The organism is Cupriavidus cauae (assembly GCF_026210475.1).
GTDB lineage: Bacteria > Pseudomonadota > Gammaproteobacteria > Burkholderiales > Burkholderiaceae > Cupriavidus > Cupriavidus cauae.
Genome location: NZ_CP080293.1, coordinates 389,930 through 415,558, shown reverse-complemented (window position 1 = coordinate 415,558; position 25,629 = coordinate 389,930). Strand labels below are relative to the sequence as shown.

25 protein-coding genes and 1 pseudogene are annotated in these 25,629 nt (G+C 67.8%); 16 read left to right on the top strand and 10 right to left on the bottom strand.

What is annotated here, in order from left to right; genetic code table 11:
• Positions 1-239: 239 nt before the first annotated feature.
• Positions 240-1,058, top strand: a complete 819-nt coding sequence (locus tag KZ686_RS01850) for a hypothetical protein (RefSeq protein ID WP_265632914.1) — start codon at positions 240-242, stop codon at positions 1,056-1,058.
• Positions 1,059-1,250: 192 nt separating this feature from the next.
• Here KZ686_RS01850 and dapB read toward each other — a convergent pair whose 3' ends face one another.
• A complete protein-coding gene (gene dapB, locus KZ686_RS01845; protein ID WP_150082581.1) occupies positions 1,251-2,060 on the bottom strand; it encodes a 4-hydroxy-tetrahydrodipicolinate reductase in 810 nt (269 codons plus the stop codon).
• Positions 2,061-2,322: 262 nt separating this feature from the next.
• Positions 2,323-2,772 (bottom strand): Lrp/AsnC family transcriptional regulator, encoded by a 450-nt coding sequence (locus tag KZ686_RS01840; protein WP_265632913.1) that lies wholly within the window; start codon positions 2,770-2,772, stop codon positions 2,323-2,325.
• A gap of 341 nt (positions 2,773-3,113) precedes the next feature.
• Between KZ686_RS01840 and KZ686_RS01835 the strand changes: the two genes are divergently transcribed.
• The 3 genes from KZ686_RS01835 to KZ686_RS01825 all read left to right on the top strand — a co-directional run bounded on the left by KZ686_RS01835 (position 3,114) and on the right by KZ686_RS01825 (position 6,399).
• A complete protein-coding gene (locus tag KZ686_RS01835; RefSeq protein WP_265632912.1) occupies positions 3,114-4,280 on the top strand; it encodes a saccharopine dehydrogenase family protein in 1,167 nt (388 codons plus the stop codon).
• Positions 4,277-5,797 carry an L-piperidine-6-carboxylate dehydrogenase gene (amaB, locus tag KZ686_RS01830; RefSeq protein ID WP_265632911.1) on the top strand — a complete coding sequence of 507 codons (1,521 nt, stop codon included), beginning with the start codon at positions 4,277-4,279 and terminating at the stop codon, positions 5,795-5,797. Before KZ686_RS01835 ends, amaB begins: the two co-directional genes overlap by 4 nt.
• Before the next feature lie 353 nt (positions 5,798-6,150).
• On the top strand, positions 6,151-6,399 hold the full coding sequence (locus KZ686_RS01825) for a hypothetical protein (RefSeq protein ID WP_149319669.1): 249 nt from the start codon (positions 6,151-6,153) through the stop codon (positions 6,397-6,399).
• Positions 6,400-6,479: 80 nt separating this feature from the next.
• Here KZ686_RS01825 and KZ686_RS01820 read toward each other — a convergent pair whose 3' ends face one another.
• From KZ686_RS01820 to hemA, 6 genes are all read right to left on the bottom strand, one after another.
• The gene (locus KZ686_RS01820; RefSeq protein WP_265632910.1) at positions 6,480-7,079 is read right to left on the bottom strand and encodes a UbiX family flavin prenyltransferase; all 600 of its coding nucleotides are present in this window, start codon (positions 7,077-7,079) and stop codon (positions 6,480-6,482) included.
• 16 nt (positions 7,080-7,095) lie between these two features.
• Positions 7,096-7,407, bottom strand: coding sequence for a Grx4 family monothiol glutaredoxin (gene grxD / locus KZ686_RS01815; RefSeq protein WP_006577774.1), 312 nt, complete (start codon positions 7,405-7,407; stop codon positions 7,096-7,098).
• A gap of 235 nt (positions 7,408-7,642) precedes the next feature.
• Complete coding sequence (prmC, locus tag KZ686_RS01810) at positions 7,643-8,536, bottom strand: peptide chain release factor N(5)-glutamine methyltransferase (RefSeq protein WP_265632909.1); 894 nt, start codon at positions 8,534-8,536, stop codon at positions 7,643-7,645.
• 137 nt (positions 8,537-8,673) lie between these two features.
• Positions 8,674-9,000 (bottom strand): hypothetical protein, encoded by a 327-nt coding sequence (locus KZ686_RS01805; protein WP_006577776.1) that lies wholly within the window; start codon positions 8,998-9,000, stop codon positions 8,674-8,676.
• 194 nt (positions 9,001-9,194) lie between these two features.
• Positions 9,195-10,277 (bottom strand): peptide chain release factor 1, encoded by a 1,083-nt coding sequence (gene prfA, locus KZ686_RS01800; protein ID WP_226109460.1) that lies wholly within the window; start codon positions 10,275-10,277, stop codon positions 9,195-9,197.
• A 144-nt stretch (positions 10,278-10,421) separates the two neighbouring features.
• Entirely contained in the window at positions 10,422-11,726 is a 1,305-nt protein-coding gene (hemA, locus tag KZ686_RS01795) for a glutamyl-tRNA reductase (protein ID WP_265632908.1), read from the bottom strand.
• A gap of 333 nt (positions 11,727-12,059) precedes the next feature.
• Between hemA and KZ686_RS01790 the strand changes: the two genes are divergently transcribed.
• A complete protein-coding gene (locus KZ686_RS01790) occupies positions 12,060-12,305 on the top strand; it encodes a hypothetical protein (protein WP_265632907.1) in 246 nt (81 codons plus the stop codon).
• Between the two features lie 126 nt (positions 12,306-12,431).
• Here KZ686_RS01790 and KZ686_RS01785 read toward each other — a convergent pair whose 3' ends face one another.
• Positions 12,432-13,223 (bottom strand): 5'-methylthioadenosine/adenosylhomocysteine nucleosidase, encoded by a 792-nt coding sequence (locus KZ686_RS01785; protein WP_265632906.1) that lies wholly within the window; start codon positions 13,221-13,223, stop codon positions 12,432-12,434.
• Positions 13,224-13,630: 407 nt separating this feature from the next.
• Here KZ686_RS01785 and KZ686_RS25460 point away from each other — a divergent pair, with 407 nt between their 5' ends.
• From KZ686_RS25460 to KZ686_RS01760, 4 genes are all read left to right on the top strand, one after another.
• Positions 13,631-15,898 (top strand): DUF4401 domain-containing protein, encoded by a 2,268-nt coding sequence (locus KZ686_RS25460; protein ID WP_322784922.1) that lies wholly within the window; start codon positions 13,631-13,633, stop codon positions 15,896-15,898.
• Positions 15,895-16,386, top strand: coding sequence for a GDYXXLXY domain-containing protein (locus KZ686_RS01770; RefSeq protein ID WP_265632905.1), 492 nt, complete (start codon positions 15,895-15,897; stop codon positions 16,384-16,386). Before KZ686_RS25460 ends, KZ686_RS01770 begins: the two co-directional genes overlap by 4 nt.
• A gap of 56 nt (positions 16,387-16,442) precedes the next feature.
• Positions 16,443-17,273: a DMT family transporter gene (locus KZ686_RS01765; RefSeq protein ID WP_265633386.1), complete on the top strand. Its 831-nt coding sequence runs from the start codon at positions 16,443-16,445 to the stop codon at positions 17,271-17,273.
• A 67-nt stretch (positions 17,274-17,340) separates the two neighbouring features.
• On the top strand, positions 17,341-18,048 hold the full coding sequence (locus KZ686_RS01760) for a hypothetical protein (RefSeq protein WP_150082575.1): 708 nt from the start codon (positions 17,341-17,343) through the stop codon (positions 18,046-18,048).
• A 53-nt stretch (positions 18,049-18,101) separates the two neighbouring features.
• Here KZ686_RS01760 and KZ686_RS01755 read toward each other — a convergent pair whose 3' ends face one another.
• Positions 18,102-19,001: a LysR family transcriptional regulator gene (locus KZ686_RS01755; protein WP_265632904.1), complete on the bottom strand. Its 900-nt coding sequence runs from the start codon at positions 18,999-19,001 to the stop codon at positions 18,102-18,104.
• A gap of 105 nt (positions 19,002-19,106) precedes the next feature.
• On the opposite strand from KZ686_RS01755, the gene KZ686_RS01750 reads away from it, so the two are divergent.
• The 7 genes and pseudogenes from KZ686_RS01750 (at position 19,107) to KZ686_RS25450 (ending at position 25,549) form a co-directional block, all read left to right on the top strand.
• Complete coding sequence (locus tag KZ686_RS01750) at positions 19,107-20,102, top strand: zinc-dependent alcohol dehydrogenase family protein (protein WP_265633385.1); 996 nt, start codon at positions 19,107-19,109, stop codon at positions 20,100-20,102.
• Between the two features lie 282 nt (positions 20,103-20,384).
• Positions 20,385-20,543 (top strand): type II toxin-antitoxin system RelE/ParE family toxin, encoded by a 159-nt coding sequence (locus KZ686_RS25455; RefSeq protein ID WP_322784890.1) that lies wholly within the window; start codon positions 20,385-20,387, stop codon positions 20,541-20,543.
• 12 nt (positions 20,544-20,555) lie between these two features.
• Positions 20,556-20,846: a HigA family addiction module antitoxin gene (locus KZ686_RS01740; protein ID WP_006577988.1), complete on the top strand. Its 291-nt coding sequence runs from the start codon at positions 20,556-20,558 to the stop codon at positions 20,844-20,846.
• A 163-nt stretch (positions 20,847-21,009) separates the two neighbouring features.
• Positions 21,010-22,623, top strand: a complete 1,614-nt coding sequence (locus KZ686_RS01735) for an ABC-F family ATP-binding cassette domain-containing protein (RefSeq protein WP_265632903.1) — start codon at positions 21,010-21,012, stop codon at positions 22,621-22,623.
• A gap of 338 nt (positions 22,624-22,961) precedes the next feature.
• Entirely contained in the window at positions 22,962-23,258 is a 297-nt protein-coding gene (locus tag KZ686_RS01730) for a hypothetical protein (protein WP_265632902.1), read from the top strand.
• A gap of 8 nt (positions 23,259-23,266) precedes the next feature.
• The gene (locus tag KZ686_RS01725) at positions 23,267-24,103 is read left to right on the top strand and encodes a hypothetical protein (protein ID WP_265632901.1); all 837 of its coding nucleotides are present in this window, start codon (positions 23,267-23,269) and stop codon (positions 24,101-24,103) included.
• Positions 24,104-24,705: 602 nt separating this feature from the next.
• Positions 24,706-25,549, top strand: a pseudogene (locus KZ686_RS25450) (integrase domain-containing protein).
• Positions 25,550-25,629 lie beyond the last annotated feature (80 nt).

The window sequence follows — 25,629 nt, the reverse complement described above, 5'->3', positions numbered from 1 at the left end:
CGCCGCGGGTGCGGTGCTCGGAAGCCGGTATAGTTGTGCGCCGTTGTCGCCCACGGCCGCCTGCGTCAGCCGCGCGGGCCCGCGGGCGCTCGCGCATCGCCGTCGCCACGCCCGCTCAATGTGAGCCCCCGGCAACGCCCGCGCGCATCCGGGCGGGTCGATCGCTCGCGGCGGCGTCACATCCGGAACATCGGGCGGCCCGGCCGCTCCAACGCCCGACCCCAAAATCAGGAGTTTGAATGCGATTCCAACTTGCCGGCCTGGCTGTGGCCGGTTTTACCGCGGCCGGTGTGCTGGTCGCGGCACCTGCAGTCCATGCGGCCAGCGCGGCCGGCGCGCAGTCGGCGAACGCCGCCAAGCCGGCCACCACCGCCGCCACTCCCGCCACTGCCGCCAACCCCGCCACTTCCGCGTCCCCTGCTTCCGCTGCGTCCCCCGCGACGCCGCCCGCGTCGCCCGCAGCCGACATGCTGGCGCCGCTGCTCGGCGCGCTGAAGATCGGCAATCCGATGCCGGATCTGCCGGACTGCGCGGACAAGCGCACCCCGGACGGCACCGATGTGACCGCCTTCTGCGTGGAAGTGCGTGGCGATGGCGCGATGCGCCAGGTCGGTGTGCCGCGCAAGCAGCGGCCGGCCTTCATGGACGGCCCGCATGCGCTGGCGGTGGTCGATCGCAATGCGCTGGTGGGCCTGATCGTGCCGACCGATGGCGTGCGCTCCGAACAGTCGACGCTGCGCACGCTGACCGCGCGCTATGGCAAGCCGTTCCGCGAGGAGCAGGTGGCGCTGCTGGACAAGGACGGCAAGACCGTCAACAGCGTCCATGCCGGATGGATGCAGGCGCCGCTGACCGTCGAGGTCTATTCGATTCCCGACGATCCCGATACCGGCAGCATCGAGTTGTTGCTGCCGCGCGCCCGCACCGTGATGGCGCAGAAGGATGCGGCCATCACGCAGCAGCTGAACCCGGGCGCCGCGTCGGCGCCGAGCGCGCCGAAGGCCGTGGTGCAGAAGCCGAAGAAGGGCGAGGGCGACGGCAAGCCGGGCAGCTGGTAAGCCCGGCCTGCGTCGTCCGCATTTGCTGTCGTTCCCGCGCAGGCGGGAACCCGGCCGGTTGATCGGGCGATGTGCCGGTTGCCGAGCAGAGCGAAAGTCGCCGGGCCTCCGCCTTTTGCGGGGCCCGGCGAACTTGGAGTTCCTGTCGGCGTACTGGGAGTCCGTGCCAGCCTATTCGGAGTCCCTGCGGGCCTACAGCCCTTCCATCACCTTGTCCAGGCCCCGCACGACGCCGCGCAGCGTATGCACCTTGCGGATCGCCAGCAGCGCGCCGGAGACATAGGGCTTGGAGCCGTCGCCGGCCTCGTGCTTCAGATGCAGACGCTGGCCGTCGGCGCCGAAGATCACCTCGACGCCCAGCTGATAGCCGGGCAGCCGCACCGCATGCACCTGCGTGCCGGACATCGTGGCGCCGCGGGTCTCCACCGGTCCCTTGACCTGATCGAGCGGCACCGTCTGCGTGGCGGCCTTGACCTGCCCGAGCCGGTAGGCCAGCTCGCGCACCGTGCCCGACGGCACGTCCACCTTGCCGGCCTTGGCGTAGTCGATGATTTCCCACTGGTCCAGATGGCGCGCGGCCATCTCGGCGAACTTCTGCAGCAGCACCACCGTGATGGCGAAATTGCCGCAGGCGAGCACGCCGCGGTCGGCCGCCCGAGCGGCGGCGTCGATCTCCGCATAGTCCTCGTCGGACAGCCCCGAGGTGCCGACCACCACGTGCGCGCCCTGCGCCAGCGCCTGCAGGATGTTGTGCTTGGCGATGTCCGGCTTGGTGTATTCGACGTAGACGTCGTACGGCGTGCCGGCCAGCTCGGCGATGCTGGCGACGGCCTTGCCCGGCGTGTCGGCGTGGCCTGTCAGCTGCGCCAGCGTCTGGCCGGCCGCGCCGCGCGACAGCCCGGCCACCAGCGTCATGTCCGGCGCGTGCGCGACGCCGCGCGCCAGTTCGCCGCCGGCCCAGCCGGTCACGCCGCCCACGGCGACACGGATTGGTGTGTTCATCGGGATTCCTCCTGAAGCGATGTTGCGATGCTGCGTTCTTGCGAACGGGCCGCCAGTTTGCCGCGTTTGCGCGATGTGCGCAGGCGGACGCAGGGAGTGCGGGGCGGGGGCGCCGGGGCGCGAGGGCATCGGGACGCGGGGGCGCGGGGGCGCGGGGACGCGGACAGGGGGCAGGGGGCAGGGGGCAGGGGGCAGGGGCAGGGGGCAGGGGGCAGGGGGCAGGGGCGCCAAGGCTCGTCAATGCCGAAACCGAGGCTGCCCGTCACCCCACCGGCCGCCGCCGGTCGATCTTGCGCGCCAGCACGATCGACGTGCTGGTGTGGTTCACGCCATCGAGCGCGCCGATCTCGTCGAGCAGCCGGTCCAGCCGCGCATGCGTATCGCAGCGGATCACCGCCATGTAGTCGACCGGCCCGCTGACCGAATCGAGCTCCACCACCTCGGGGAAGCGCTGCAGCGCGCGTAGTACGGTCGGCGCGGTCTTGGGCTGCACCGACAACCCGCAGAACGCCAGGATCGCGTTGTCCTCCATCTGCTGGCCCAGCCGCACGCCATAGCCGGCGATCACGCCGAGCCGCTCCAGCCGCGCGATGCGGGCGACCACCGTGGTGCGGGCGGTGCCGAGCTTGCGCGCCAGGTTGGCGGCGCTGTCGCGCGCATTGGCCTGCAATAGCGACAGCAGGTGACGGTCGGTCTGGTCGAGGTCGGTCATGCGGTCTCCGTCTACGGGCTTCAGGCTGCGGGCTCCGGCCTTCGGTTCGGGCTCAGGGCTCAGGGCTCAGGGCTTAGGGCTCAGGGCTCCGGCTCCGGGCTGCGGGCTTCGGGCTTCGGGCTTCGGGCTTCGGGCTTCGGTCTGGTGCGGTGCCGGCGTCTCGTCGTTTCGTCGGGATACACCGTCGATTCGCCCGATTATGGCGGGTTTTCGTCATTGTTGTCTGTTCAATCCGACGGCGCGCGACACCATACTTTGGGTACGGGATGGCTCGATGCGCCGGCACCCGGCCATCCCGCGCGACATTGGCACGCTTCCATTTCCCGCGTCGGAGGACCGTCATGAACAACAACCTTTCCTTCCCTTCGGCTCGTTCCGGTGCGGCGCTGCCCGTCACCGTGCTCGGTGCCGGCAAGATCGGCCGCACCATCGCCGCCATGCTGCAGGACAGCGGCGACTACGCGGTGACCGTGGTCGACCGTTACCGCGACGCGCTCGACGCGCTGCCAGCGGGCGTCTCCACCCGCGTGGCCGACCCCTCGGAACGACAGGCGTGCATGGAAGCGCTGGCCGGCGCGGCCGCGGTGATCAATGCCTTGCCCTTCCATGCGGCGGTGCCGGTCGCGACGGTCGCCGCCGAACTGGGCGTGCACTATTTCGACCTGACCGAGGACGTCGCGGCCACGCGGGCGATCCGCGCGCTGGCCGCCGATGCGCGGGCCGTGCTGATGCCGCAGTGCGGGCTGGCGCCGGGCTTCATCGGCGTGGTCGGCCACGACCTCGCGCAACGCTTCCTGCGCGGCGGCGGCCAGCTGCTCGACCTGCGCATGCGCGTCGGCGCGCTGCCGCGCTATCCGAACAATGCGCTGAAGTACAACCTGACCTGGAGCACCGAGGGGCTGATCAACGAGTACTGCAATCCCTGCGAGGCGATCGTCGATGGGCGCCGCGTCGAGGTGCCGGCGCTCGAGGGGCTGGAGAGCTTCGCGCTGGACGGCATCGAGTACGAGGCCTTCCATACCTCGGGCGGGCTCGGTACGCTGCCCGAAACGCTGGCCGGGCGCGCGCGCCACGTCGACTACAAGTCGATCCGCTATCCTGGCCATTGCGCGGTGATCAAGCTGCTGCTCGACGATCTGCGGTTGCGCGAACGGCGCGACTGGCTGCGCGAGATCTTCGACAGCGCGATTCCGCTGACCGAGCAGGACGTGGTGGTGGTGTTCGCCAGCGCCACGGGCCGCACGGCTGGCGAGGACGGACGCCTCGGCCCGCTGACGCAGGCCTCGTTCTCCGCCCGCATCGGCGGCGCCGAGGGCGAGCACGGCCATCTGAACGCGATCCAGCTGACCACCGCCGCGGGCGTCTGCGCCGCGCTCGACATGGTGATCGCCGGGCAGCTGCCGCAACGGGGCTTCGTCCGCCAGGAGGACATGCGGCTCGAGGCCTTCCTCGCCAACCGTTTCGGCAGGCACTACACCTGCCATCCGCTACAGGAGGCTCTCGCATGAAAGCCGACGCATTCGAGCGCTGCTGGCGCGCCATCGGCCAGCCCGTTCCCTGGCGCGACGGGCCCGGCGGCCACGGCGCGCTGCCGGCACGCTCGCCGATCGACGGCGAGGTGTTCGGGCATATCGCCGCTTGCAGCCCGGACGAGGCGGACGCGCGCATCGCGCAGGCGCACGCCGCGCAGAGCGGCTGGGCGCTGGTGCCCGCGCCCGTGCGCGGCGAGGTGGTGCGGCGCTTGGGCGAGGTGCTGCGCGAACATCGAAGCGCGCTTGGCGAACTGGTCTCGCTCGAGACCGGCAAGATCCTGCAGGAAGGGCTGGGCGAAGTGCAGGAGATGATCGACATCTGCGACTTCGCGGTCGGCCTGTCGCGCCAGCTGCATGGACTGACGATCGCCAGCGAGCGGCCGCAGCATGCGATGCGCGAGACCTGGCATCCGTTCGGTGTCTGCGGCGTGATTTCGGCGTTCAACTTCCCGGTGGCCGTGTGGGCGTGGAATGCCGCGCTGGCGCTGGTGTGCGGCAACGCGGTGGTATGGAAGCCGTCGGAGAAGACGCCGCAGTGCGCGCTGGCGGTGCAGGCGCTGCTCGATCGCGTGATCGAGGCCACGGCGCCGGAGCATGTGGGCATCGCCACCGTGCTGTGCGGCGGGCGGCAACTGGGCGAACGGCTGGTCGCGCATCCCCATGTGCGGCTGGTCAGCGCCACCGGGTCGACGCGGATGGGCCGCGAGGTCGGCATCGCCTGCGCCGGCCAGTTCAAGCGCAGCATCCTCGAGCTCGGCGGCAACAACGCGGCCATCGTGGCGCCGTCGGCCGACCTGTCGTTGACGCTGCGCGCGATGACGTTCGCCGCGGCGGGCACCGCCGGACAGCGCTGCACCACGCTGCGCCGCGCCTTCGTCCATGTCGACCTGTTCGACACGGTGCGCGAGCAGTTGACGCAGATCTTCGCGCGGCTGCCGGTCGGCGATCCGCTGGAAGCGGGCACGCTGGTCGGCCCGCTGATCGACCGCGCCGCGGGCGACAACATGGCCAACGCGCTCGCCAGTTGCCGCGCCCAGGGCAACGCGGTGCATGGCGGCGAACGGCTGCTGGCCGATCGCTATCCGCATGCCTGCTATATGCGGCCGGCGCTGGTGGTCACCGATACGCAGCACGACACCATGCTGACCGAGACCTTTGCGCCGATCCTGTACCTGATGCCGTACACCTCGCTGGAGGAGGCCATCGCGCTGAACAACGCGGCGGCGCACGGCCTGTCGTCGTGCATCTTCACCGAGTCGCTGCGCGAGGCCGAGCGCTTCCTGTCGTCGGCCGGCAGCGACTGCGGCATCGCCAACGTCAATATCGGCACCAGCGGCGCGGAGATCGGCGGCGCCTTCGGCGGCGAAAAGGCGACCGGCGGCGGGCGCGAATCCGGCTCGGATGCCTGGAAGGGCTATATGCGGCGGGCGACCAATACGATCAATTACGGCGACGCGCTGCCGCTGGCGCAAGGTATCCGCTTCGATCTGTGAGGCGGGCGAAGGCGGGCGAAGGCGGGCGAAGGCGGGCGAAGGCGGGCGAAGGCGGGCGAAGGCGGGCGAAGGCGGGCGAAGGCGGGCCGCTGCGAGGGTTAACGAGGGTTACCGCGGCGGCGCGTCCTTCTAGGTGCGTCTTCCCGCTCCGGTCCCGCTCCGGTCCCGCCCCGGCCCCGCTCCGGCCCCGCTCCGGCCCCGCTCCGGTCCCTCTCCGGTCCTATGCCGAACGGCGGTCGGGCCCAGCCCCCCGGCTTGTAGGGAACGGTAACGTGGGTTACAGGGCCCTGACCCCGTATTACCAAGCCGCCCCGTATAACGGCGTCATCGATTCCGTATAACAGGGGCAAAAAATGAAAGCGTGGTTGGCAGGTCTGGGGGCAGTGGCGGCGGCAGGCTTGTCCGGCTGCGCCGTCTACCCGGCGCCGGTCGATGCCGGCGTCACGGTCGGCGTGGGGGCACCCGTCTATGTCGCGCCGCCGCCGGTGGTGGTGGCGCCGCGGCCTTACTACTACGGCTATCCGTACCGCGGCTATTACCGCGGCGGACACGGCCACTGGCATGGGCATGGCCACGGCCATGGACGGGGGCACTGGCGCTGAGCGCGGAAGCGTAAAAGCGTTAAAGCGTCAGAACGGGAGGGTGGCCGCCGTGGCCGGCGAGGCGCCGCGATGCGCGCGGCTCAGATCTGTCCGTTCAGACCGGCCCAGCTCGGCGCCAGCGTCTGCGGCACATCGATCAGGTCGAGCACGCGGCCGATCGTATGGTCGACCAGCTGCGCGATGGTATCGGGCTTCTGATAGAAGCCGGGTACCGGCGGAAAGACGATGCCGCCCATTTCGGTGACGGCAGTCATATTGCGCAGATGCGCCAGGTTCAGCGGCGTCTCGCGCACCATCAGCACCAGCTTGCGGCGCTCCTTCAGCGTGACGTCGGCCGCGCGGGTGATCAGGTTGTCGGACAGGCCATGCGCGATCGCGGCGAGCGTGCGCATCGAGCACGGCGCGATCACCATCGCCTGCGCGCGGAACGAGCCGCTGGCGATAGTCGCGCCGATATCGCGCACGTTGTGCACCACGTCGGCCAGCGCCTCGGTCTCGGCCTTGCCGATGTCCAGCTCGTGCTGCAGGTTCATCACTCCCGCCGGCGAGATCAGCAGATGCGTCTCGACGTCGGCGACCGCGCCCAGCACCTGCAGCAGGCGCACGCCATAGACGGCGCCGGTGGCACCGGTGATCGCGACGATCACGCGCCGCGGCGCGGCGGCGGGCCCGGCGCTCATCGCGGGCTCCAGAACCTCAGCCCTTCAGCAGGGTTTGCAGCTCACCGCTCTGGTACATCTCCATCATGATGTCCGAGCCGCCGACGAATTCGCCGTTGACGTAGAGCTGGGGAATGGTCGGCCAGTTGGCGTATTCCTTGATGCCCTGGCGGATGCCGTCGTCTTCCAGCACGTTGACCGTCATCGGCGCGTCGACGCCGCAGGCCTTCAGGATCTGGATCGCGCGGCCGGAGAAACCGCACATCGGGAACTGCGCCGTGCCCTTCATGAACAGCACGACGGGATGGCCCTTGACGATCTGGTCGATCTTTTGTTGCACGTCACTCATGATTTTCGCTTCGGAAGGTTGGCGCTGAGGCGAACCGCGCGCCATGGAATCGGAGACGCGCGCCGGCCGATGGGATGAAAAGCCGAAGGGTGGCGCGCGGGATCGGGAAGATTCTACCGGATTCGGACTGCGGCTTCAGGCGCTGGACCCGCGCCGGGGCCTCGTTGAACCCGGCCTCGGGCGCGTGGACGCCGGCCCTCTGCCCGGCCCTGTACCTGGCCGTCTACCCAGTCCTCTACCCGGCGTTCCCGCCCGGCCACCGCCCGCCGCTGCAGCGTTCGTTGCCGCCCAGGTCGCGCTCGGTGAAGACCTCGGCAAAGCCCGCATCGCGCAGCAATTGCCGGGCCGCCTCGCCCTGGTCGAAGCCATGCTCCATCAGCAGCCATCCTCCCGCTTCCAGATGCGCGCCGGCGCCGGCGACGATGGTCGCGAGGTCGGACAGCCCGTCCCCATGGTCGGTCAGCGCATCGACCGGCTCGAAGCGCAGGTCGCCGCTGGACAGGTGCGGATCGCCGGCCGCGATATAGGGCGGGTTGCTGACGATCAGCGTGAAGCGGGCGTCGGCCGGCACGGCCGCATACCAGTCGGATGCGAGGAAGCGGACGTTGTCGGCGCGCAGCGCCGCCGCGTTGGCGCGCGCAATATCGAGCGCGGCAGGCGAGATGTCCGTTGCCCAGACCTGCGCATCGGGCCGTTCGCAGGCCAGCGTGATGGCGAGGATGCCGGAGCCGGTGCCCAGATCCAGCACCCGCGGCGCCTGCGTGCCGGTCAGGCGCACGAGGGCCGCCTGCACCGCGATCTCGGTGTCCGGGCGCGGGATCAGCACCGCGGGACTGACGTGGAACGGACGGCCGTAGAACTCGCGCTCGCCGACCAGATAGGCCATCGGCTCACCCGCCAGCCGCCGTGCGAGCAGCGCGGCGAGCGCGGCATGCTGGGCGGCGTCGAGCGGCTGCGTATCGCGTGTGATCAGCTGGGTGCGGGTCAGGCCCGTCACGTGGGTCACCAGCATGCGCGCTTCCAGCGCCGGCAGCCCGGCCTGCGTCATGGCGGCGAGGGCCTCGCGCAGCGTCGCCTGCGCTGGCAGGGGGCCGGCGGGGAGCGGTGCGGAGGACGGGGAATCGGTCATGGGAGCAGTCGGAGGTGAAGCGCGCGAGTGCGAGAGTATTGGCCGCGGCGCCAAGCGCCAAGCGCCATGCGCTTCAAAAGAGAAGAGCCCCGCCGGCGCACTGCCGTGGCGGGGCTCGGTACGGCGCGGGCGACGGCTTAGTTCTTGGTCGCTTCCTTGGCCTTGTCGGCGGTCTCGTTGACCGCGTTGCTGGCGGCGTCCTTGGCGTTCGCCATGGCGGCAGCCGCCTCGTCCTTGGCGCGCTCGGCGGCGGCGGACACGTCCGAAGCTGCGTTGCTGGCCGCGGCCTTGGCGGCGTCGGCGGCGGATTCCGCAGCCGCGGCGGCGTCGCTGGCGGCGGACTTCGCCGATTCGGCGGCGCTCGCCATCGCGCTGTCGACGTTCGACGAGGCGGGGGCTTCATCCTTCTTGCCGCAAGCAGCCACTGCAGCGGTGACCATCAACAACGCAAGCAGTTTCTTCATGATTTCGTCCTTTTGTCCGTTATCGAGAAAAGACTCGCCCGGTATTTGTGCCGGGTTAGCCGTTTCCGATTATAGCGACCAACCATGTCGTTACCATGGCTGTTTCAGGCATTTACAAGAAATACAAGTATTTTGCCGGCGGAAAACAACCGTAGCGATTATCCCCGCCGGTATTTACGCGTCTTTATGCCTCGTTACGCGTCTTCACCCAGCGCCGCCAACTGATCGGCCTGGTGCTCGGCCGCCAGCGCTCCCACCAATTCGTCGAGATCGCCGTCCATGATCATGTCGATCTTGTACAGCGTCAGATTGATGCGATGGTCGGTCACGCGGCCCTGCGGGAAGTTGTACGTGCGGATGCGGTCGCTGCGATCGCCCGAGCCGATCAGATTGCGGCGCGTGGTGGCCTCCTTCGCCTGCGCCGCGCGCAATTGCATGTCCTTGAGCCGGGCCGCCAGTACCTTCATCGCCTTGTCCTTGTTGCGATGCTGGCTCCGGTCGTCCTGGCATTCGACGACGATGCCGGTCGGCAGGTGGGTCAGCCGCACCGCCGAATCGGTCTTGTTGATGTGCTGGCCGCCGGCGCCCGAGGCGCGGAAGGTGTCCACGCGCAGATCGCCCGGATTGATCTCGATCTCGCCGAGCTCGTCGGCCTCGGGCATCACCGCGACCGTGCAGGCCGAGGTATGGATGCGGCCCTGCGCCTCGGTGGCCGGCACGCGCTGCACGCGATGGCCGCCCGATTCGAACTTCAATCTGGAGAACGCCGCCTCGCCCGCGATGCGGACGATCACTTCCTTGTAGCCGCCCAGGTCCGACGGCGATTCGCTCATGATCTCGACCTGCCAGCGCTGCCGCTCCGCATAGCGCGTGTACATCCGCAGCAGGTCGCCGGCAAACAGCGCGCTTTCCTCGCCGCCGGTGCCGGCGCGGATTTCCAGGATCAGGTTGCGGTCGTCGTTGGGGTCCTTGGGCAGCAGCAGCGTCTGCAGGCTGGCCTCCAGTTGTTCGAGCCTGGCGCGCGCGGCATCGATCTCGTCGCTGGCGAAGGCCTTCATCTCCGGGTCGTCGAGCAGCGCCTGCGCGGTGGCCAGATCGTCCTGCGCCTGCCGGTAGTGCGCATATTGCTCGGCCACCGGCGACAGCTCGGCATGCTCGCGCGTCAGCTTGCGGTACTGCTCCATGTTCGCGGTCGCGTCCTCGCGCGCGAGCAGGGCGTTGACTTCGTCGAGGCGCTCGGCCAGTTGGTCGAGCTTGGCTTGCATGCTGGCTTTCATCGGAATCCGGATTTGGCGTCTTGGTGCGGGGCGCCGCCTGATGCGGGCGGATGCCGCAGGGGCGGGGCGCGGCGGTGCGGGCAAGGCCGCCGGCGCAAGGGCGCAAGGGCGCAAAGGCGGCGCGGACGCCCGCGGCGAGCGCGGCTAGCGCTCGGAGTGGCTGCTGTGGCGGAACAGGCCGGGCACCAGGCGCAGCAGCGCCTCGCGGTCCTCGCCCTGGGTGTGGTTCAGCGCGTGGGTCGGACCGTGCAGGAACTTGCGGGTCAGCGCGCCCGACAGCGCCTCGAGCACGGCCTCGGGATCGTCGCCGCGCGCCAGCATCTTGCGCGCGCGTTCGAGCTCGGCCTGGCGCATCGCCTCGCCGTTGGCCTGCAGTTCGCGGATCACCGGCACCACGCTGCGCGTCTCCAGCCAGTGCATGAAATGCTGGACGCGCGTTTCGATGATCGCCTCGGCCTGCGCGACCGCGGCCTGCCGCATCGCGTTGCCTTCGCGCACGATCGCGCCGAGGTCGTCGACGGTATAGAGGAAGACATCATCGAGCCGCGCCACTTCGGGCTCGACATCGCGCGGCACGGCCAGGTCGACCATCATGATCGGCCGGTGCTTGCGCTGCTTGACCGCGCGTTCGACCGCACCCAGCCCGATGATCGGCAGCGAGCTGGCGGTGCTGGAGACGACGATGTCGAACTCGTGCAGCCGCGAGCCGAGCTCGGACAGGCGGATCGCTTCGGTATTGAGTCCTTGCGCCGCCAGCTGCTCGGCCAGCTTCTCGCCGCGTTCCACCGTGCGGTTGGCGACGACGATCTGGCGCGGGCTCTGCGCGGCGAAATGCGTCGCGCACAGCTCGATCATCTCGCCCGCGCCGATGAACAGCACGCGCTGGCCCGAAATGCTCTCGAAGATGCGCTGTCCCAGCCGTACCGCCGCCGCCGCCATCGACACCGAATGCGCGCCGATCTCGGTCTGGCCGCGCACTTCCTTGGCCACCGCGAAGGTGCGCTGGAACAGCTGGTTCAGATAGGTGCCGAGCGTGCCGGCCTCGCCGGCGGTGCGCACCGCGTCCTTCATCTGGCCGAGGATCTGGGTCTCGCCCAGCACCATCGAATCGAGGCCGCTGGCGACGCGGAACGCGTGGCGCACCGCCTCGGATTGCGGCAGCGCGTACAGGTGCGGAGCCAGTTCGCTGGCGGGGATGTTGTGGTGCTGCGCCAGCCAGCGCAGCGTGTGATCGAAGCCTTCGGAGCCGGACAGCACCAGGTCGGTGGCGCAGTAGATCTCGGTCCGGTTGCAGGTCGACAGGATCGCCGCCTCGGTGCCGCGCTTGCCGGCCAGCTGGGTGCGCAGCGCCCCCAGCGCCGGCTTGATCTGCTCGAGCGGAAACGCCACCCGTTCGCGTAGCGAGACGGGCGCCGTGTTGTGATTGATTCCGATTGCGAGCAGTTGCATGGTTTGGGGGCTTGTCGCTGTCCGGCTGCCGGGCCATTCCGGCCTTGCGGCAGCTTGCCTGCGCTGGGCATGGCGGCGCACATATTGCTCTTGCATCGCCTGCGTACTGCCTGCGCAGGTTGCGGAGCGTCTTGAGCGTCTTGAATCTATTCGGGCCCTGGTCGAGCGCCGCCGGGACGGCTTGCATTATACCGCCCGGGCGCGATCCTTGCGTTCGGGGGCCGGCCGAGCCTGTCGGGTATCGGCCGGCGTTTCGAGTTGAGTTATCGTTACGCCGCTGCAGCCCGGGGGCGGCGGCAGATCGAGCGGATAGTCGAACAACGGAAGCGGGCGATGCTGGGGACGTTCTTGGTGGGCATGGTGGTCGGACTGGTGGCGCGCGCGATGCATCCGCGCGGACCGGTGCTGACCGTCGCGATGGCGCTGCTGCTCGGTGGCGTCGGCGCCCTCGCCAGCTTCTACCTGGGCCGCGCGCTGCGCTGGTTCATCGACGGGCAACTCAGCGGCTGGACCGCCGCGATCCTCGGCGCTGCGCTGCTGGTCGGGCTGGCCGGCCTGTTCGCCCGGCGCAGCCGCTGAGCAAAGGCAGGCCCGCCCTGGCTTGACGCCGTCCTCCCCGCGCAAGCGAGGACCTCGCGTCTTCCATCGCCGGCAGCAAGGCCGAATGTCACCGGATCCCCGTTTCGGGGCAACGCCATGGGTTTGCTACCGCAGCGTCGCCAGCAGCCGCCGGATCACGCCCTCGGAGTAATGACTGGCCACCTCGGCCAGGAACGCCGGGAAATCGACATGGGCGCTGTCGTCGGCCCGGTCCGATACGGTCCGCATGACCGCGTGCGGCACGCCATATTCGTGGCAGACCTGGCCGACCGCGGCGCCTTCCATTTCGACCGCCAGCAAGCCCGGCAGCCGCGCCCGCAATTCCGCCACCGTGGTCGGCGCGCCGATGAACTGGTCGCCGCTGGCGATCATGCCCAGATGCAGGTTCGGCGCGCTGACGCCCGCAGTGACGCCCGCAGTGACGCCAAATCGGGCACGCACCGCGTCCGGCACGGCGCTGGCCAGATCCTCCGCCAGGAATGCCTGCGCCGCCTCGCGCAGCGCGGCCGTCAGCGCCGGATCGGTGGGGAATTCGTCCCGGCCCAGCAGCGGCACTTGATGGCGCGGAAACAGCGGACGCGCGTCCATGTCGTGCTGCACGGTGCGATCGGCTATCACCAGATCGCCAACCTGCACGCCCGCGCCGATGCCGCCGGCCAGGCCGGTGAAGACGATGCCATCGACGCCGAACTCGCGGATCAGCGTCACCGTGGTCGCCGCGGCTGCCACCTTGCCGACCCGCGCCAGCACCACCACGCAGCGCTGCCCGTACAGCTCGCCGACGTAGTAGTCCCGCATGCCGATCCGATGCACGGTGGCGCGGGCGTGGTCATGGCGCATCGCGGCGATCAGGCCGTCGATTTCGTCGTGGAGGGCGGCGAGGATGCCGAGGGTCATGGTGTCTGGGGATCGAAACGGAAAACGGGATGGATCACGGTGCGGCTGAACGGGCAGCGGGAGCCGGGGGCCCGAACCGCAAGCCCGGGACCTAAGCCTTAAGCCCTGAGCCCTGAGCCCTGAGCCCTGAGCCCTGAGCCCTGAGCCTTGCGCCCAGAGTCCAGAGTCCAGAGTCCAGAGTCCAGAGTCCAGAGTCCAGAGTCCAGATCCAGAGTCCAAAGTCCGGAGCCCGGAGCCCGCAGCCCGGAGCCCGGAGCCCGGAGCCCGGAGCCCGGTGCCCGGTGCCCGGTGCCCGGTGCCCGGTGCCGCGGCCCGGTCCCGCGAACCGCAAGCCGTGAGCCGGAAAAGCCGACAGCATACCGGCACAGCCCGGTGCTTCGCTGGTTTGCGCCCCACCGCCTTTGACCGTGCGCCCACCACGGCGCTTTGCTAGAGTGCAGCCAACGCCTTTCCGGAGCGCTGCTCATCCCATGCCGACCGATCGCCAAGCCCACCCTCTGAACATCCGGCATGCCCAGCGGCGCGCGCTGGCGGACTGGTGCGCACAGGGGCGACTGGCGATGGAGCCAGCGCGCCAGGCCTGGGCCGATACCGAGCCGCGACTTGCCGACTGGCACCGCTGGCTGCAACGGGCGCTGCTCGCTCTTGGTGTGGCACTGCTCTGCGCCGGCGTGATCGTCTTCTTCGCCTTCAACTGGCAGGCCCTGCACAAGTTCACCCGCTTCGGCGTGCTCGCCGTGCTGATCAGCGCGCTGGCGGCCTTCGCCTGGCGGCGGCCGGACGGCGACGCCGCCGGCCGCGCCGCGCTGTTCGCCGCGCAAATGATCACCGGGGCGTTGCTGGCGGTGATCGGACAGGTCTACCAGACCGGCGCCGACGCGTGGCAACTGTTCGCCTGGTGGGCGCTGCTCGCCGTGCCCTGGGCGCTGGCCGCGCACGCCCCGCCGCATTGGTGGCTGGTGGTGGTGCTGGCCAATGTCGCGCTGCTGCGCTTCTTCAGCGTCGAGCTCGGCGCCGGCCTGCCGTTCACGCTGCTGTTCGGCGTCGACGACGGCAAGCTGGTCGGCCTGTGGCTGCTTGCCGCAGCCTTGCTGCAGCTGGTGCTATGGCTGGTGCTGTCCGCCCACGCGCCGCGTGTCGGCGTGCGCGGCCAGGGCGGCGTGCGACTGCTGGCGTTTCTCGCTTGCGCGCATGCGGTCTGGCTCGGTCTCGCCGCCTTGTTCGGCGACCGCTTCGACGGCGCGATGCTGATCGTCGCGCTGGCCGCCTTGCTGGGACTTGGCGCCTGGTTCTGGCGGCGCAACGTCGATCTGCTGGTGCTGAGCGGGATTGCGCTGTCCCTGATCGCGCTGATCGTCGCGGGCCTTGGGCGCCTGCTGTTCGAGGCCGGCGCGGAATTCGGCGGCTTCCTGCTGCTGGGCCTGCTGACGCTCGGCCTGTCGGCCGTGTCGGCGACGTGGTTGATGCGCTTGCATCGCGGTCATGCGCAGACGTCGCTGGCTAACGGGGAGCCGCGGTACCGTGAACAGGACGAGCCTGCGCGACCGGCGGCGGCCGCGCAGGCGCTGTGGCGCAAGCTGGCCGCCGAGGGCACGGTCGAAGGGCAACCGCCGGCGGACACCGATGCACCCTGGTCCGTGCGTCTGTTGACGGGGTTGGCCGGCTGGCTCGGCGCGGTCTTCTTCCAGCTGTTCCTGCTCGGCACCGTGTTCGTCGCCGCGCGCGAGAACAGCGGCGCCATTCTCGTCTGCGGACTGGCGCTGATCGCACTGGCCGCGCTGCTGTACCGGCGCCGCGCCGGCCATACCGGCTTCGAGCAGTTCGCGCTGGCCAGCAGCCTGACCGGGCAGGGGCTCGCCTTCTATGCGGCCGCCGACCTGCTCGGCCGCGCCCGCGCCGTGGAGACCGCTGCGTTCTGGTGCGGGGTCGCGGCCTGCGAGATGCTGCTCTATGCGGCGATCGGCAACCGGCTGCATCGCTTGTTGTGCGCGCTTGCGGCGATGGTTTCGATTGCAATCGCGTTGACCATCGCCATCGCGATGGGGCCGTCCACGCCCTGGCAGGGGATTGGCTGGGCGCTGGTCTGGCTGGCGCCCGTCGCCGCGCTGAAGGCGGCGCTGTTCGCGGTCGCCGAAATGCGGCTCGCCGCGCTCGGGCGCCATCACCAGCTCGCCCCGGCCGCGGACGCCTTGCTGTCCTGCAGCCTGCTCGGCGCGCTGATCGTCACCGGCATCGGGCATCCCCTCGGCCTCTTCACCGAACCGGCGGCGCGCGGCGTGCCGCATTGGCTGGCGGGCGCGTTGATTGCGGTGCTGCTGGTCGGCTTTGGCATCGTCGAGACGGCCAGACTGCAACGATCGCCGCGCCGGCGCGCCGCGATCTGCGGCGTGCTCGCGCTCTGTGCCGCGCTGATGGCCGGCGCCCCCGCCGTGGTGGCCGGTGTGCTGGCGGCCGGGCTGGCCCTGCGGCGCGCTTCCGTGGCCTGGCTCGGGCTTGGCCTCGCGACGATCGGCCTCGGTTTCATCTGGTACTACAGCGCGCTGCACTGGACGTTGGCGATCAAGTCGGCAACGCTGGTTGCGGCCGGTATCGTCGTGCTGTTTGCACGCGCCTGGCTGGCGCGCCCCGGGTCCCCGCGGGGCACCGCCGACGTCGCGGAGGAGGGCGGCCGATGAAACGCTGGATCCTGATTGCCTGGGTACTGACGCTCGCGGTCGCAGGCGTGGGCGTGATCGACAAGGAAAGGCTGCTGGCGCGTGGCGATGTGGTGCTGTTGCGGCTGGCGCCGGTCGACCCGCGCTCGCTGATGCAGGGCGACTATATGGCGCTGAATTTCGCCATCGGCGCGCCGATCCTGCGCGCGCTGGAGACCACCGACGACCGTATCCGCACCGCGGTGGTCCGGCTCGACGCGCGTGGCGAGGCCAGCTTCGTACGGCTGCATCGCGGCGAGCCTCTGGTCGCCGGCGAGCATCTGCTTCGTTTCCAACTGCGGCCGTCGCGCTGGGGGACGGACCAGGTCCGGATCTCGACCGATGCCTTCTTCTTCCAGGAAGGCCAGGCGCGCCGCTACGAGGGCGCGCAGTTTGGCGCGTTTCGCGTCGATGGAAAGGGGCAGGCGCTGCTGGTGGAGCTGCGCGACGCCGAAGGACATCCGCTGTGAAGACGTCGAGCACCGCGCCCTCGGTCCCGCTGGTGCTCGGCTGTACCGCGCTGTCGATGCTCGCCTTCGCCGGCAATTCGCTGCTGTGCCGGCTTGCGCTGCGGGACACCACCATCGACGCCGCCAGCTTCACGACCGTGCGGTTGTTGTCTGGCGCGATCACGCTGTGGGTGCTGGTCCGGCTGCGTCATGGCGTCTCGCGCGCTCCCGAGCCAACGCCCGAGGCATCGAGCGGCAACTGGCGTTCCGCGCTGGCGCTGTTCGCGTACGCCGTCTTTTTCTCGTACGCCTACGCGCAACTATCGGCCGCCACCGGCGCGCTGCTGCTGTTCGGCGCGGTGCAGGTCACCATGATCGGCCGCGGCCTGTGGCTCGGCGAACGGCCTCATCTCGTGCAGACGGCCGGCTATCTGATCGCGGTCGCGGGACTGGTCGGCATGCTGCTGCCCGGCCTGTCCGCGCCTCCGCTGCTGGGCGCGCTTCTGATGCTGGCGTCGGGCGCGGCTTGGGGCGTCTACTCGATCCGCGCCAAGGGCGTACGCGATCCGGTGCGCGCCAATGCGGGCAACTTCCTGCGCGCCGCGCTCTGCTGCGTGCCGCTCTATCTGGCCGCGCTGCCGTGGGCCAGCCACGATGCCGAAGGCATGCTGTACGCGGTGCTGTCCGGCGCCATCGCCTCGGCGCTGGGCTATGCCATCTGGTACGTCGCGCTGCGGGGTCTGACGGTGACCACGGCTGGACTGGTGCAACTGAGCGTGCCGGTGATCGCCGCGGCGGGTGGCGTGGTCCTGTTGGGGGAGGCGGTGACGTGGCGGCTGGTGGTGGCGTCGGTGGCGGTGTTGGGTGGGGTGGCGGTGGGGATGGGGTATCGGCGGAGCAATAGGTGACGCGCTGCTGTCGCTGCCTCAAGTGTGTTGTGGTGTCAATGGCTGCACGTTGTTTATCGGAGCAACGATGTCCTCTGACCTCGCTGGCGCGTTCTTCGCCAAACTTATCCCTGCAATCCTTCCTGACCTGGCTCGAATCGCGAAACAGTCGCGGGGCGAAATGACCGTGGACGATCTACAAGGTGAAGCGTGGATTCTTGCAGACAAACTGAGCCGCGACCGCGACCCGCAGCCGGACCTGGCCGACAGAGACTTCCAACAGCAGATCCTTGCTCGGCTGTTCAATCGATTCGTAAGGTACGCGGATAAGCGTCTGCGTTTCGCAGTGAGACTGGATGAACAGAGTGAGGATGATGACGGCGGAACGCACGAAAACTGGTTTGCGGCGACGCTCAGCGCGCCTGAGGCCAACGAGCCGCACCGGATGCTCGAAACATACGAAGAGGAAAGCCAACAAGACAAGACGGTGTTGGGTCGTTTTGCCGAGGCGGTGGCCTATCTCCGCGTCTTTGCCAATATGGCCAACGATCTGACCGCCATTGCAAACCACCTGGCCATTTCGAACGCTACATTGCGCAAGCGGTTGGAGCGCGCCGAGCAAACGATGGAATTTCAGCCTTCACTATTCGACGGCGTTACTCAAATACATGAGGGTTTCCTGCCTCCCGCGTCAAGAAGAAAACCCCGCATAGTTCAAGCCGCCGGGAGCCTTTCCACTTTGGCCAGCCAGTGTCGGCTTTTCCCCCGCGCTTACGTACCGCTTCGAGCAATCTAATTGCTGCAGTATGGGTAGTGCAAGCTGCATCTCAGTGGGCGAGTCTCGTTTTTCTACTGCATCAATCTCGGCAAATCTGCCGCCAGCGCATCGACCGCAAGCCGTACCTTGCGCGGGAGATGCGGCGTGCGCAGCCAGAGTGCGTAGGCGTCGTACAGGAACGTCGGTTCATTTGGCAGCAGCTGAAGCAGTGCTCCGGCGTGAATCCGATCGCGGACAAGCCAATATGGCAGCCACGCGACGCCCATGCCTTCCGTCGCCGCGTCGGCGATCGCATCGAGGTCGTCAAGCATTAGCCGGCCGGTGGGCTGCAATTCCACCGGCCGCCCATCCTCACTAGGGAACAGCCACGGCGCGACGGGTCCGGAGCGGCGATAGACGATCGCATGGTGCTGGCGCAGGTCGTCGATCGATTGCGGTTCGCCATGCCGGCCGAGGTAGGCGGGGGACGCGCAGACGATCATTCGCTGCCTACCCACCCGGCGCGCAATGGTGTCGGCCCGGTCCTGCAGGCTTCCGGTGCGGATCGCGAGGTCGTAGCCGTCTTCGGCCAGATCGATCAGCCGGTCGCCGAACGACAGCTCGAGTTCCAGCGCCGGATATTGCCGCGCAAGGTCCAGCAGGATCGGCATCGCGCAATGCCGGCCGAAATGCACCGGCATCGTGACCCGCAGCTTGCCCCGCGGCTCGGCCAGTTGATCGGCCGCCAGGGCGTCGGCGGCCTCGGCCTCGGCCAGGATCAGGCGGCAGCGTTCGTAATAGGCGCGTCCGAAGTCGGTCAGGCTTTGGCGGCGCGTGGTCCGGTTCAGCAGCCGCGTGCCGAGGCGCTCTTCGAGGAAGCGGACGTGCTTGCCAACCATCGGGCCCGTGATGCCGAGCGCGTCCGCGGCGGCCGCGAACGAGCCCAGGTCGACGGCTTTGACGAACACGGACATGCTGGTCACGCGGTCCATATTGAAAACCAGTAGTTTCTACCGTTGTGCCGGAGCGGCTATTTATCCGGGTTAGGCGCCAAATCATACTGGATTCGTCCTGATCGATTTGGAGTCAAGCCAATCATGCAAACCGCTCGTGTCGTTCGTTTCCACCAATATGGCGGGCCCGAAGTCCTGCGCATCGAATCGGCCGAGGTGCCGGAACCCGCGGCCGGCGAGGTGCGGATCCGCGTCAAGGCGCTCGGATTGAATCGCGCCGAGGCGCTGCTGCGTACCGGGCGCTATATCGAGATGCCGGCCTTGCCGTCGGGGCTGGGCCTCGAGGCGGCGGGCGTGATCGAATCGGTCGGCCCGGACGTGGAAGGCCTTGCGCCCGGCGACGCCGTCAGCATCGTGCCGCCGCGGTCGATGGTGCGCTGGCCCGCGTATGGCGAACTGGTCCGCTTTCCCGCCGAGCTGGTGGTCAAGCATCCGCCTTCGTTGAGCTGGGAAGCCGCCGCCGCGCTATGGATGCCGTATCTGACCGCTTATGGCGCGCTGGTCGATATCGCCGGGCTCGGCAAGGGCGACGTCGTGGCCATCACGGCGGCATCGAGCAGCGTCGGCCTCGCCGCGATCCAGATCGCCAATCGCGTCGGCGCCGTGCCGATCGCCATCACGCGATCGTCGGCGAAGCGGGCCGCCTTGCTCGACGCCGGTGCCCGGCATGTGGTGGCCTCGGACGAGGAAGACCTCGAATCGCGCCTAAAGGAAATCGCGGGAGAGCAGGGCGTACGCGTCGTGCTCGACGCGGTCGGCGGCCCGATCTTCGAGCCGCTGACGGCAGCGATGTCGCGCGGCGGCATGCTGATCGAATACGGCGGCCTCAGCCCGGCGCCGACGCCGTTTCCGCTGTTCACCGTCCTGAGCAAGTCGCTGACGCTGCGGGGGTATCTGGTTCACGAGATCGCTGGCGACCCGATAAGGCTCGCCGCGGCGAAGGCGTTCATCCTGCGCGGGCTGGAGGAGGGCGAACTGCGGCCGGTCATCGCCAGGACGTTCGATTTCGACCAGATCGTCGAGGCACATCGGTATCTGGAATCGAATGAGCAGTTCGGGAAGGTGGTGGTGAGGGTTTGAGCCGGCATCACAGCGCGGGGGCAAGAACACGGTTGTGCTCTGCCTTGACCTCTCTTTTCAGACATCGGAGCTTCGTATCGCAAGCCTTGAGTATTTAGGATCGGATGTGTTGTTCAACGCCTCGAACAGCGTACGCGGTGTAACGTGTGGGGTTACAGTAACGATGATCCGATCCTTTCGACACAAGGGCCTTGAGCGGCTTTTCTGACCGGCAGTCTGGGAGGGGTTCGGGCAAGTCATGCCAAGCGGCTTCGACTGATTCAGGCTCTGCTTGATGAAGCGATGTCTGTCGACGACATGAACGCTCCCGGTTTGCGACTGCATCCGCTCAAGGGCGATATGGTCGGCTCTTGGGCCGTTACGGTCCAGGCAAACTGGCGTGTCGTCTTCCGCTTCGAGGACGGCGATGCGCACGTCGTTGATTACCTCGACTATCACTAAGTGAGAGTTACCATGCGCATGCATAACCCCCCGCATCCTGGCGAGATCCTGCATGAGCTCTGGCTGGAGCCGCTGAAGCTGACCATCACCGAGGCGGCCGCTGCCTTGGACGTATCGCGGAAAACGCTGTCCGAGATCGTCAACGGCCGTGCTTCGATCACGCCAGAAATGGCGGTGCGACTCGAAATGGCCTTCGGCAAGAGCGCGGAATCGTGGTTGGCGCACCAGGCCGCGTATGACCTGTGGCAGGTCGATCAGCGGCGGGATGGACTGCACGTGCGGCGGTTGAAGTCAGCTGCATGACCGCCGCCAACTCGTCAATTTCGTCTGCCCTCTATAATCCGACCTTCGTTAATCCCTACTGAGGTATTCGTCCCATGCGCCATTGATGCCGCCGTCGACTTGACGGCCAGTCTCCACCAGGCCCTGCAGCAGGGGGAGTGCTTGGCATCCCTGGAATTGAAGCATGACGAATCCCTATCTCGCGCTCGAAAGCGTGTCCTACGCCCTGCCGGATGGCAGGACGCTTTTCTCCCGGCTCAGCGAAACCTTCGACCAGCGCCCCACCGGCCTGGTCGGACGCAATGGCGTCGGCAAGACCATCCTGGCGCGCCTGCTTGCCGGACAGCTCGAGCCCGCCAGCGGACGTTGCCTGCGCTCCGGCAGCGTGCATTACCTTGCCCAACAGGTATCCCCGCCAGCCGATGCCACGGTGGCCAGCCTGGCCGGCGTCCAGCACGCGCTGGAGGCGCTGTTGCGCATCGAGGCGGGCAGCAGTGCGCCGGCCGACTTCGACGCCGTTGGCGAGCGTTGGGATATGCGCCAGCGCCTGCGGCATGAACTGGAACGCCATGGCCTGAGCCATCTCGATGCCACCACGCCGGCGAGCAGCCTCAGCGGCGGCGAGGCGATGCGCGTCTCCCTGCTCGGCGCCATGCTGTCGGACGCGGACTTTCTGATCCTGGACGAGCCCAGCAATCATCTGGATCGGCCCAACCGGCAAGCCCTGATCGAACAGTTCCGGCGTTGGCCGCGCGGGCTGTTGATCGTCAGCCATGATCGGCAATTGCTCGAAGCCATGGAGCGGATCGTGGAGCTGTCCTCGCTGGGACTGCGCAGCTACGGCGGCAAGTATTCGTTCTATGCCGAGGCGAAGGCGCAGGAGCGGCTGAACGCCCTGCAGCAGCTGGAGCGAAGCAAGCTGGACCGCCAGCGCGAAGAGCATGCCATGCGCGAGCAGCGCGAGCGGCAGCAGCGAAGGCAGGCACGCGGCGACCGGCGCGGCAAGGAAGCGAACCAGGCAAAGATCCTGCTCGGCCGGCAGAAGGAGCGCAGCGAGAGTTCCGCTGGCAAGTTGCGCCAACAGCAGGCCGCGGCCTTGCAGCAGGTCGCCGAACGCATTCGGGAAGCCGCGCAGGAGGTCGAAAACGAGGCGCCAATCAGCCTGCATTTGCTGCCGGTCATGCAGGCAGCGCAGCGGCGCGTGGCGGAACTCGATGCGGTGGAGCTGCCGTTCGTGTCGGAAGCCGCGCGCCGGATCAGCCTGATCCTGCTGGGGCAGCAGCGCGTGGGGGTGGTGGGCCCGAACGGTCGCGGCAAATCGACCCTGCTCAAGGTGATGGCGGGCCATCTCGCCCCGTTGGCGGGGACCTGCAAGGTCGCTCCGGAAAGCGTCTATCTCGATCAGGGGTTGGCCAACCTGCTTCCCCAGCAGTCGGTGCTGGAGCAACTGATGGCGGTCAATCGCGGCACCAGTGAAGGCGATCTGCGCATGCGGCTGGCGCAACTGGGGCTTGACGCGCAGAAGATCGCCGCGCCGACGGATTCTCTCAGCGGCGGGGAACGGCTGAAGGCGGCGCTGGCCTGCCTGCTCTATGCCGAAGCGCCCCCGCAACTGCTATTGCTTGATGAACCGAGCAATCACCTCGATCTGCCATCGGTTCGGGCGCTGGAGGCCATGTTGCGCAGCTATCGGGGCGCGCTGGTGGTCGTGTCGCATGACGATGCGTTCTTGGACAACCTCGCGCTAACGGACCGGCTGGTGGGAAGGGAGAAGGGCTGGCTGATGGAACCATGGTGATTCCATCGAGGCGCAGCCCTTGAAGACGACTCGGCGTCGAGGTCGGGCGGTCAGACGTTGATCACACGTTTAAACGTTGATCGGTCGGCAAAGGGCCGTGAACGCTAGGTTTCGCGGGGAAATCGCGTCACGGGCTTTGCGGGAATTGCTGGAAGTACCCCCAGTTGTACCCCCAAGGGGGTATCGGGATGATAGATCAGTCTGGATGCAGGTGCCAGCGCTGCGCCTGCCGGATCAAACGGGTATGGCGCAGACCGCATTGTTGGCTGACGCCTGGAACGGTACGCGATGAGATGCAGGGGAACGGGCCGCTGTGGCCCAGACCTTGGAGAACTCTCATGGCAGACCATCACACCCGCCACAACACGCTGGGGCAAGACGCCCTGTTCAGCACGCCGGCCTCGCTCATGCTCGATGCCCGCCTCACGCCGTTGGAGCGCAATGGCTGGCAGGTTCTACGCATGCTGCGCTCTGCAGAAGGCATCAGCCCACTGGCGAATCTGGGGCAGTTGCGCCGCTATCTCACCTCTATCCCGCTGGGGCAGCGGGCCGGGTACGAGACGGCCCGGCGCGTTCTCGTCGTGCTTCGGCTGACGGGTGGATCAGTCTGGTCGGCCAGCAACGCGACCCTCTGACGGGGCATGTGCTCAGCGAGCTGTATCAGGTTCACGAAAGCGCCCTGCACTTCCAGCAGGCCTGCACGCTCGATGCCAGTCTGCCCGCGCTTCTGCAAGCCTCCATCGGCCACGAAAACAACCAGGTGGATCGGGTGGCCGTCCATATTCAGACAACGCTGGCGCAGGCACCTGAAGCCGCTTCCATTGCGGCCCACGATCAGCTCGGCGATGACGATGATTTGCCCCCAACGCCGCCGTCGCAGGCGAGCGAAGCAGTCGACCCACCGCCATTGTCTGGCGATTCCGCTGGCAGCACGCTTGTTCCGCAACAGACCGAACACGCTCGCCACATGACGGCTGAGCAGAGCAGTACGTATAAGACGTATATGTATAAAAAAGAACGTACGTACCGCGCGCGTGAAGAAAACAGCGATCCCTCATCGCGGCCGGTGAGCTTGCCGCCTTGCCTGAGCAATGCCCAGGCAGATCAGCAAAAGGACGTGCAGGCCGCCTTGCGGCGGCTGCCGCCGCAGCATCGCCAGGAAGTACTCGACGAGTTGCAGGCACGCAGCCAGAGCGGCACCGTGCGCAATGTCGTGGCCTACTTCTTCGCCTTGGTGAAGCGCGTTTTTGCGGGCGAGTTCCGTCTGTGGGCAGGACGCAAGGAGGCGTCTGTCGCGAACCGGCCTACAACTCCGCCGCGTACCGAAGCCCGCCCGGAACCGACTGCGCCACCGGCATCGCGTGAAACTGCCCTGGCGCACATCGCCAACATCCGCAAGATGCTGAACGCCTCGACGAACGCTGGGGACATCGCAGCGCAGGCAATGCAGGCCAGGGGATGGCAGCCGCATCTTGCGTAGCAAATGCTGCCGTGAAACGGGTCGTCACTGCACTCCGCAGTGACGACCCGCGCCACACCGCCAACAATGCGGGTAAAAGCCAGTTCCTAATGCGTGCGGGCTACATGATGATGCCGGCACTACACTGACCGGGCAGTCGCCAAGACCGATGGGCTTCGTACATCGGCACCCCCAACAGCGCAGGTTCCGGCAAGCGCTGGCCCGAAAGGGTGGAGCCACCCCAGGTATGCCTAGGCTCCGACCGCATACCGGCCCTACCCACGGGCGGAGCCCTCTTCGTCTGTTTCAACCCATCCCTACCGCGCCGCCTGGCGCGCTGTCCTTTGCGGCAATTGCCTGTGTGCAACGCACAGGGCTCCTGCTGCATTTCTCATCCCACTCGATTCATAGGAGGACTCGTCCACGTTCGCGTCACCTTCGTCTTGCAGTACCTCCGTCCGGGCTTCCAGCAGGGAGCAAGACGGACGCCTCATTCGAGGCTCTGGTGTCTCCTGAACACCATGCCCTTGCCCTCACGGGATCTCGCCTTGGCGAGCTGGCACCAACACTAACCACTGAATTTCAGGACAACGCAGTACGACGCTTTGCTTGGAGGCCGGAAGATGGACGACTTGACCTACGCCCTGCGGCAGCTTTGCCAGCGCAACCGTGACGGCAGCCACACCACGCAGGCTGACCGGATACGTTCGCTGTCGCTGGCGGCGCGGCAACTACGCGAGGCCGGTTTCCGGCAGATGACGGCCTCGTCATTCAAGGGGAAGCACGTTCAGGCCCTGTTAGATCGTTGGCAAGGCGAAGGTTTGTCTTCAGGCACCATCAAGAACCGGCTCTCTCACCTGCGCTGGTGGGCCGAGAAGATCGGCAAGCTGGCATCCTGCCAGCGGACAACACGCAGCTTGGCGTGGCCGAGCGCCGTTATGTGACCAACATCAGCAAGGCCCGCGAGCTGGGAAGGAAACTCGATCAGATCACGGATGCCCATGTGCGCATGAGTCTCCAATTACAAGCCGCCTTTGGCTTGCGCAGGAAGGAGTCGCTGCTGTTTCAGCCGCGCTATGCCGACCGGGGTGATCATCTCGCCCTCAAGGGGTCATGGACGAAAGGCGGGAAGGGAGCGAACCGTGCCGATTACTACGCCTGAGCAGCGCGAGGTGCTCCAAGCCGCACACCGTCTGGCGGGAGCCGGGTCATTGATCCCAGCACACAAAAACTACATTCAGCAACGGCACACCTATGACGGACAGTGCAAGGCAGCAGGGTTGAGCAACATGCATGGGTTGCGACATCAGTATGCGCAGATGATGGGCAGCACCTGCGACAGGCGGGCCGCCACGCCATACCTTCTCAGAGAAACAGCGCGAGATCGACATCTACGCGAGACAAAGTATTAGTCTGGAACTGGGACATGGGCGGCCACAGATTATCGACGTGTATTGCGGAAGATAGGGCGCGGCACTGAATGATGAGTTGAGTACAGCCGGGCGGGATCACCTTCGATGCTGGCGTTGACCACGCCCGCCGACAAT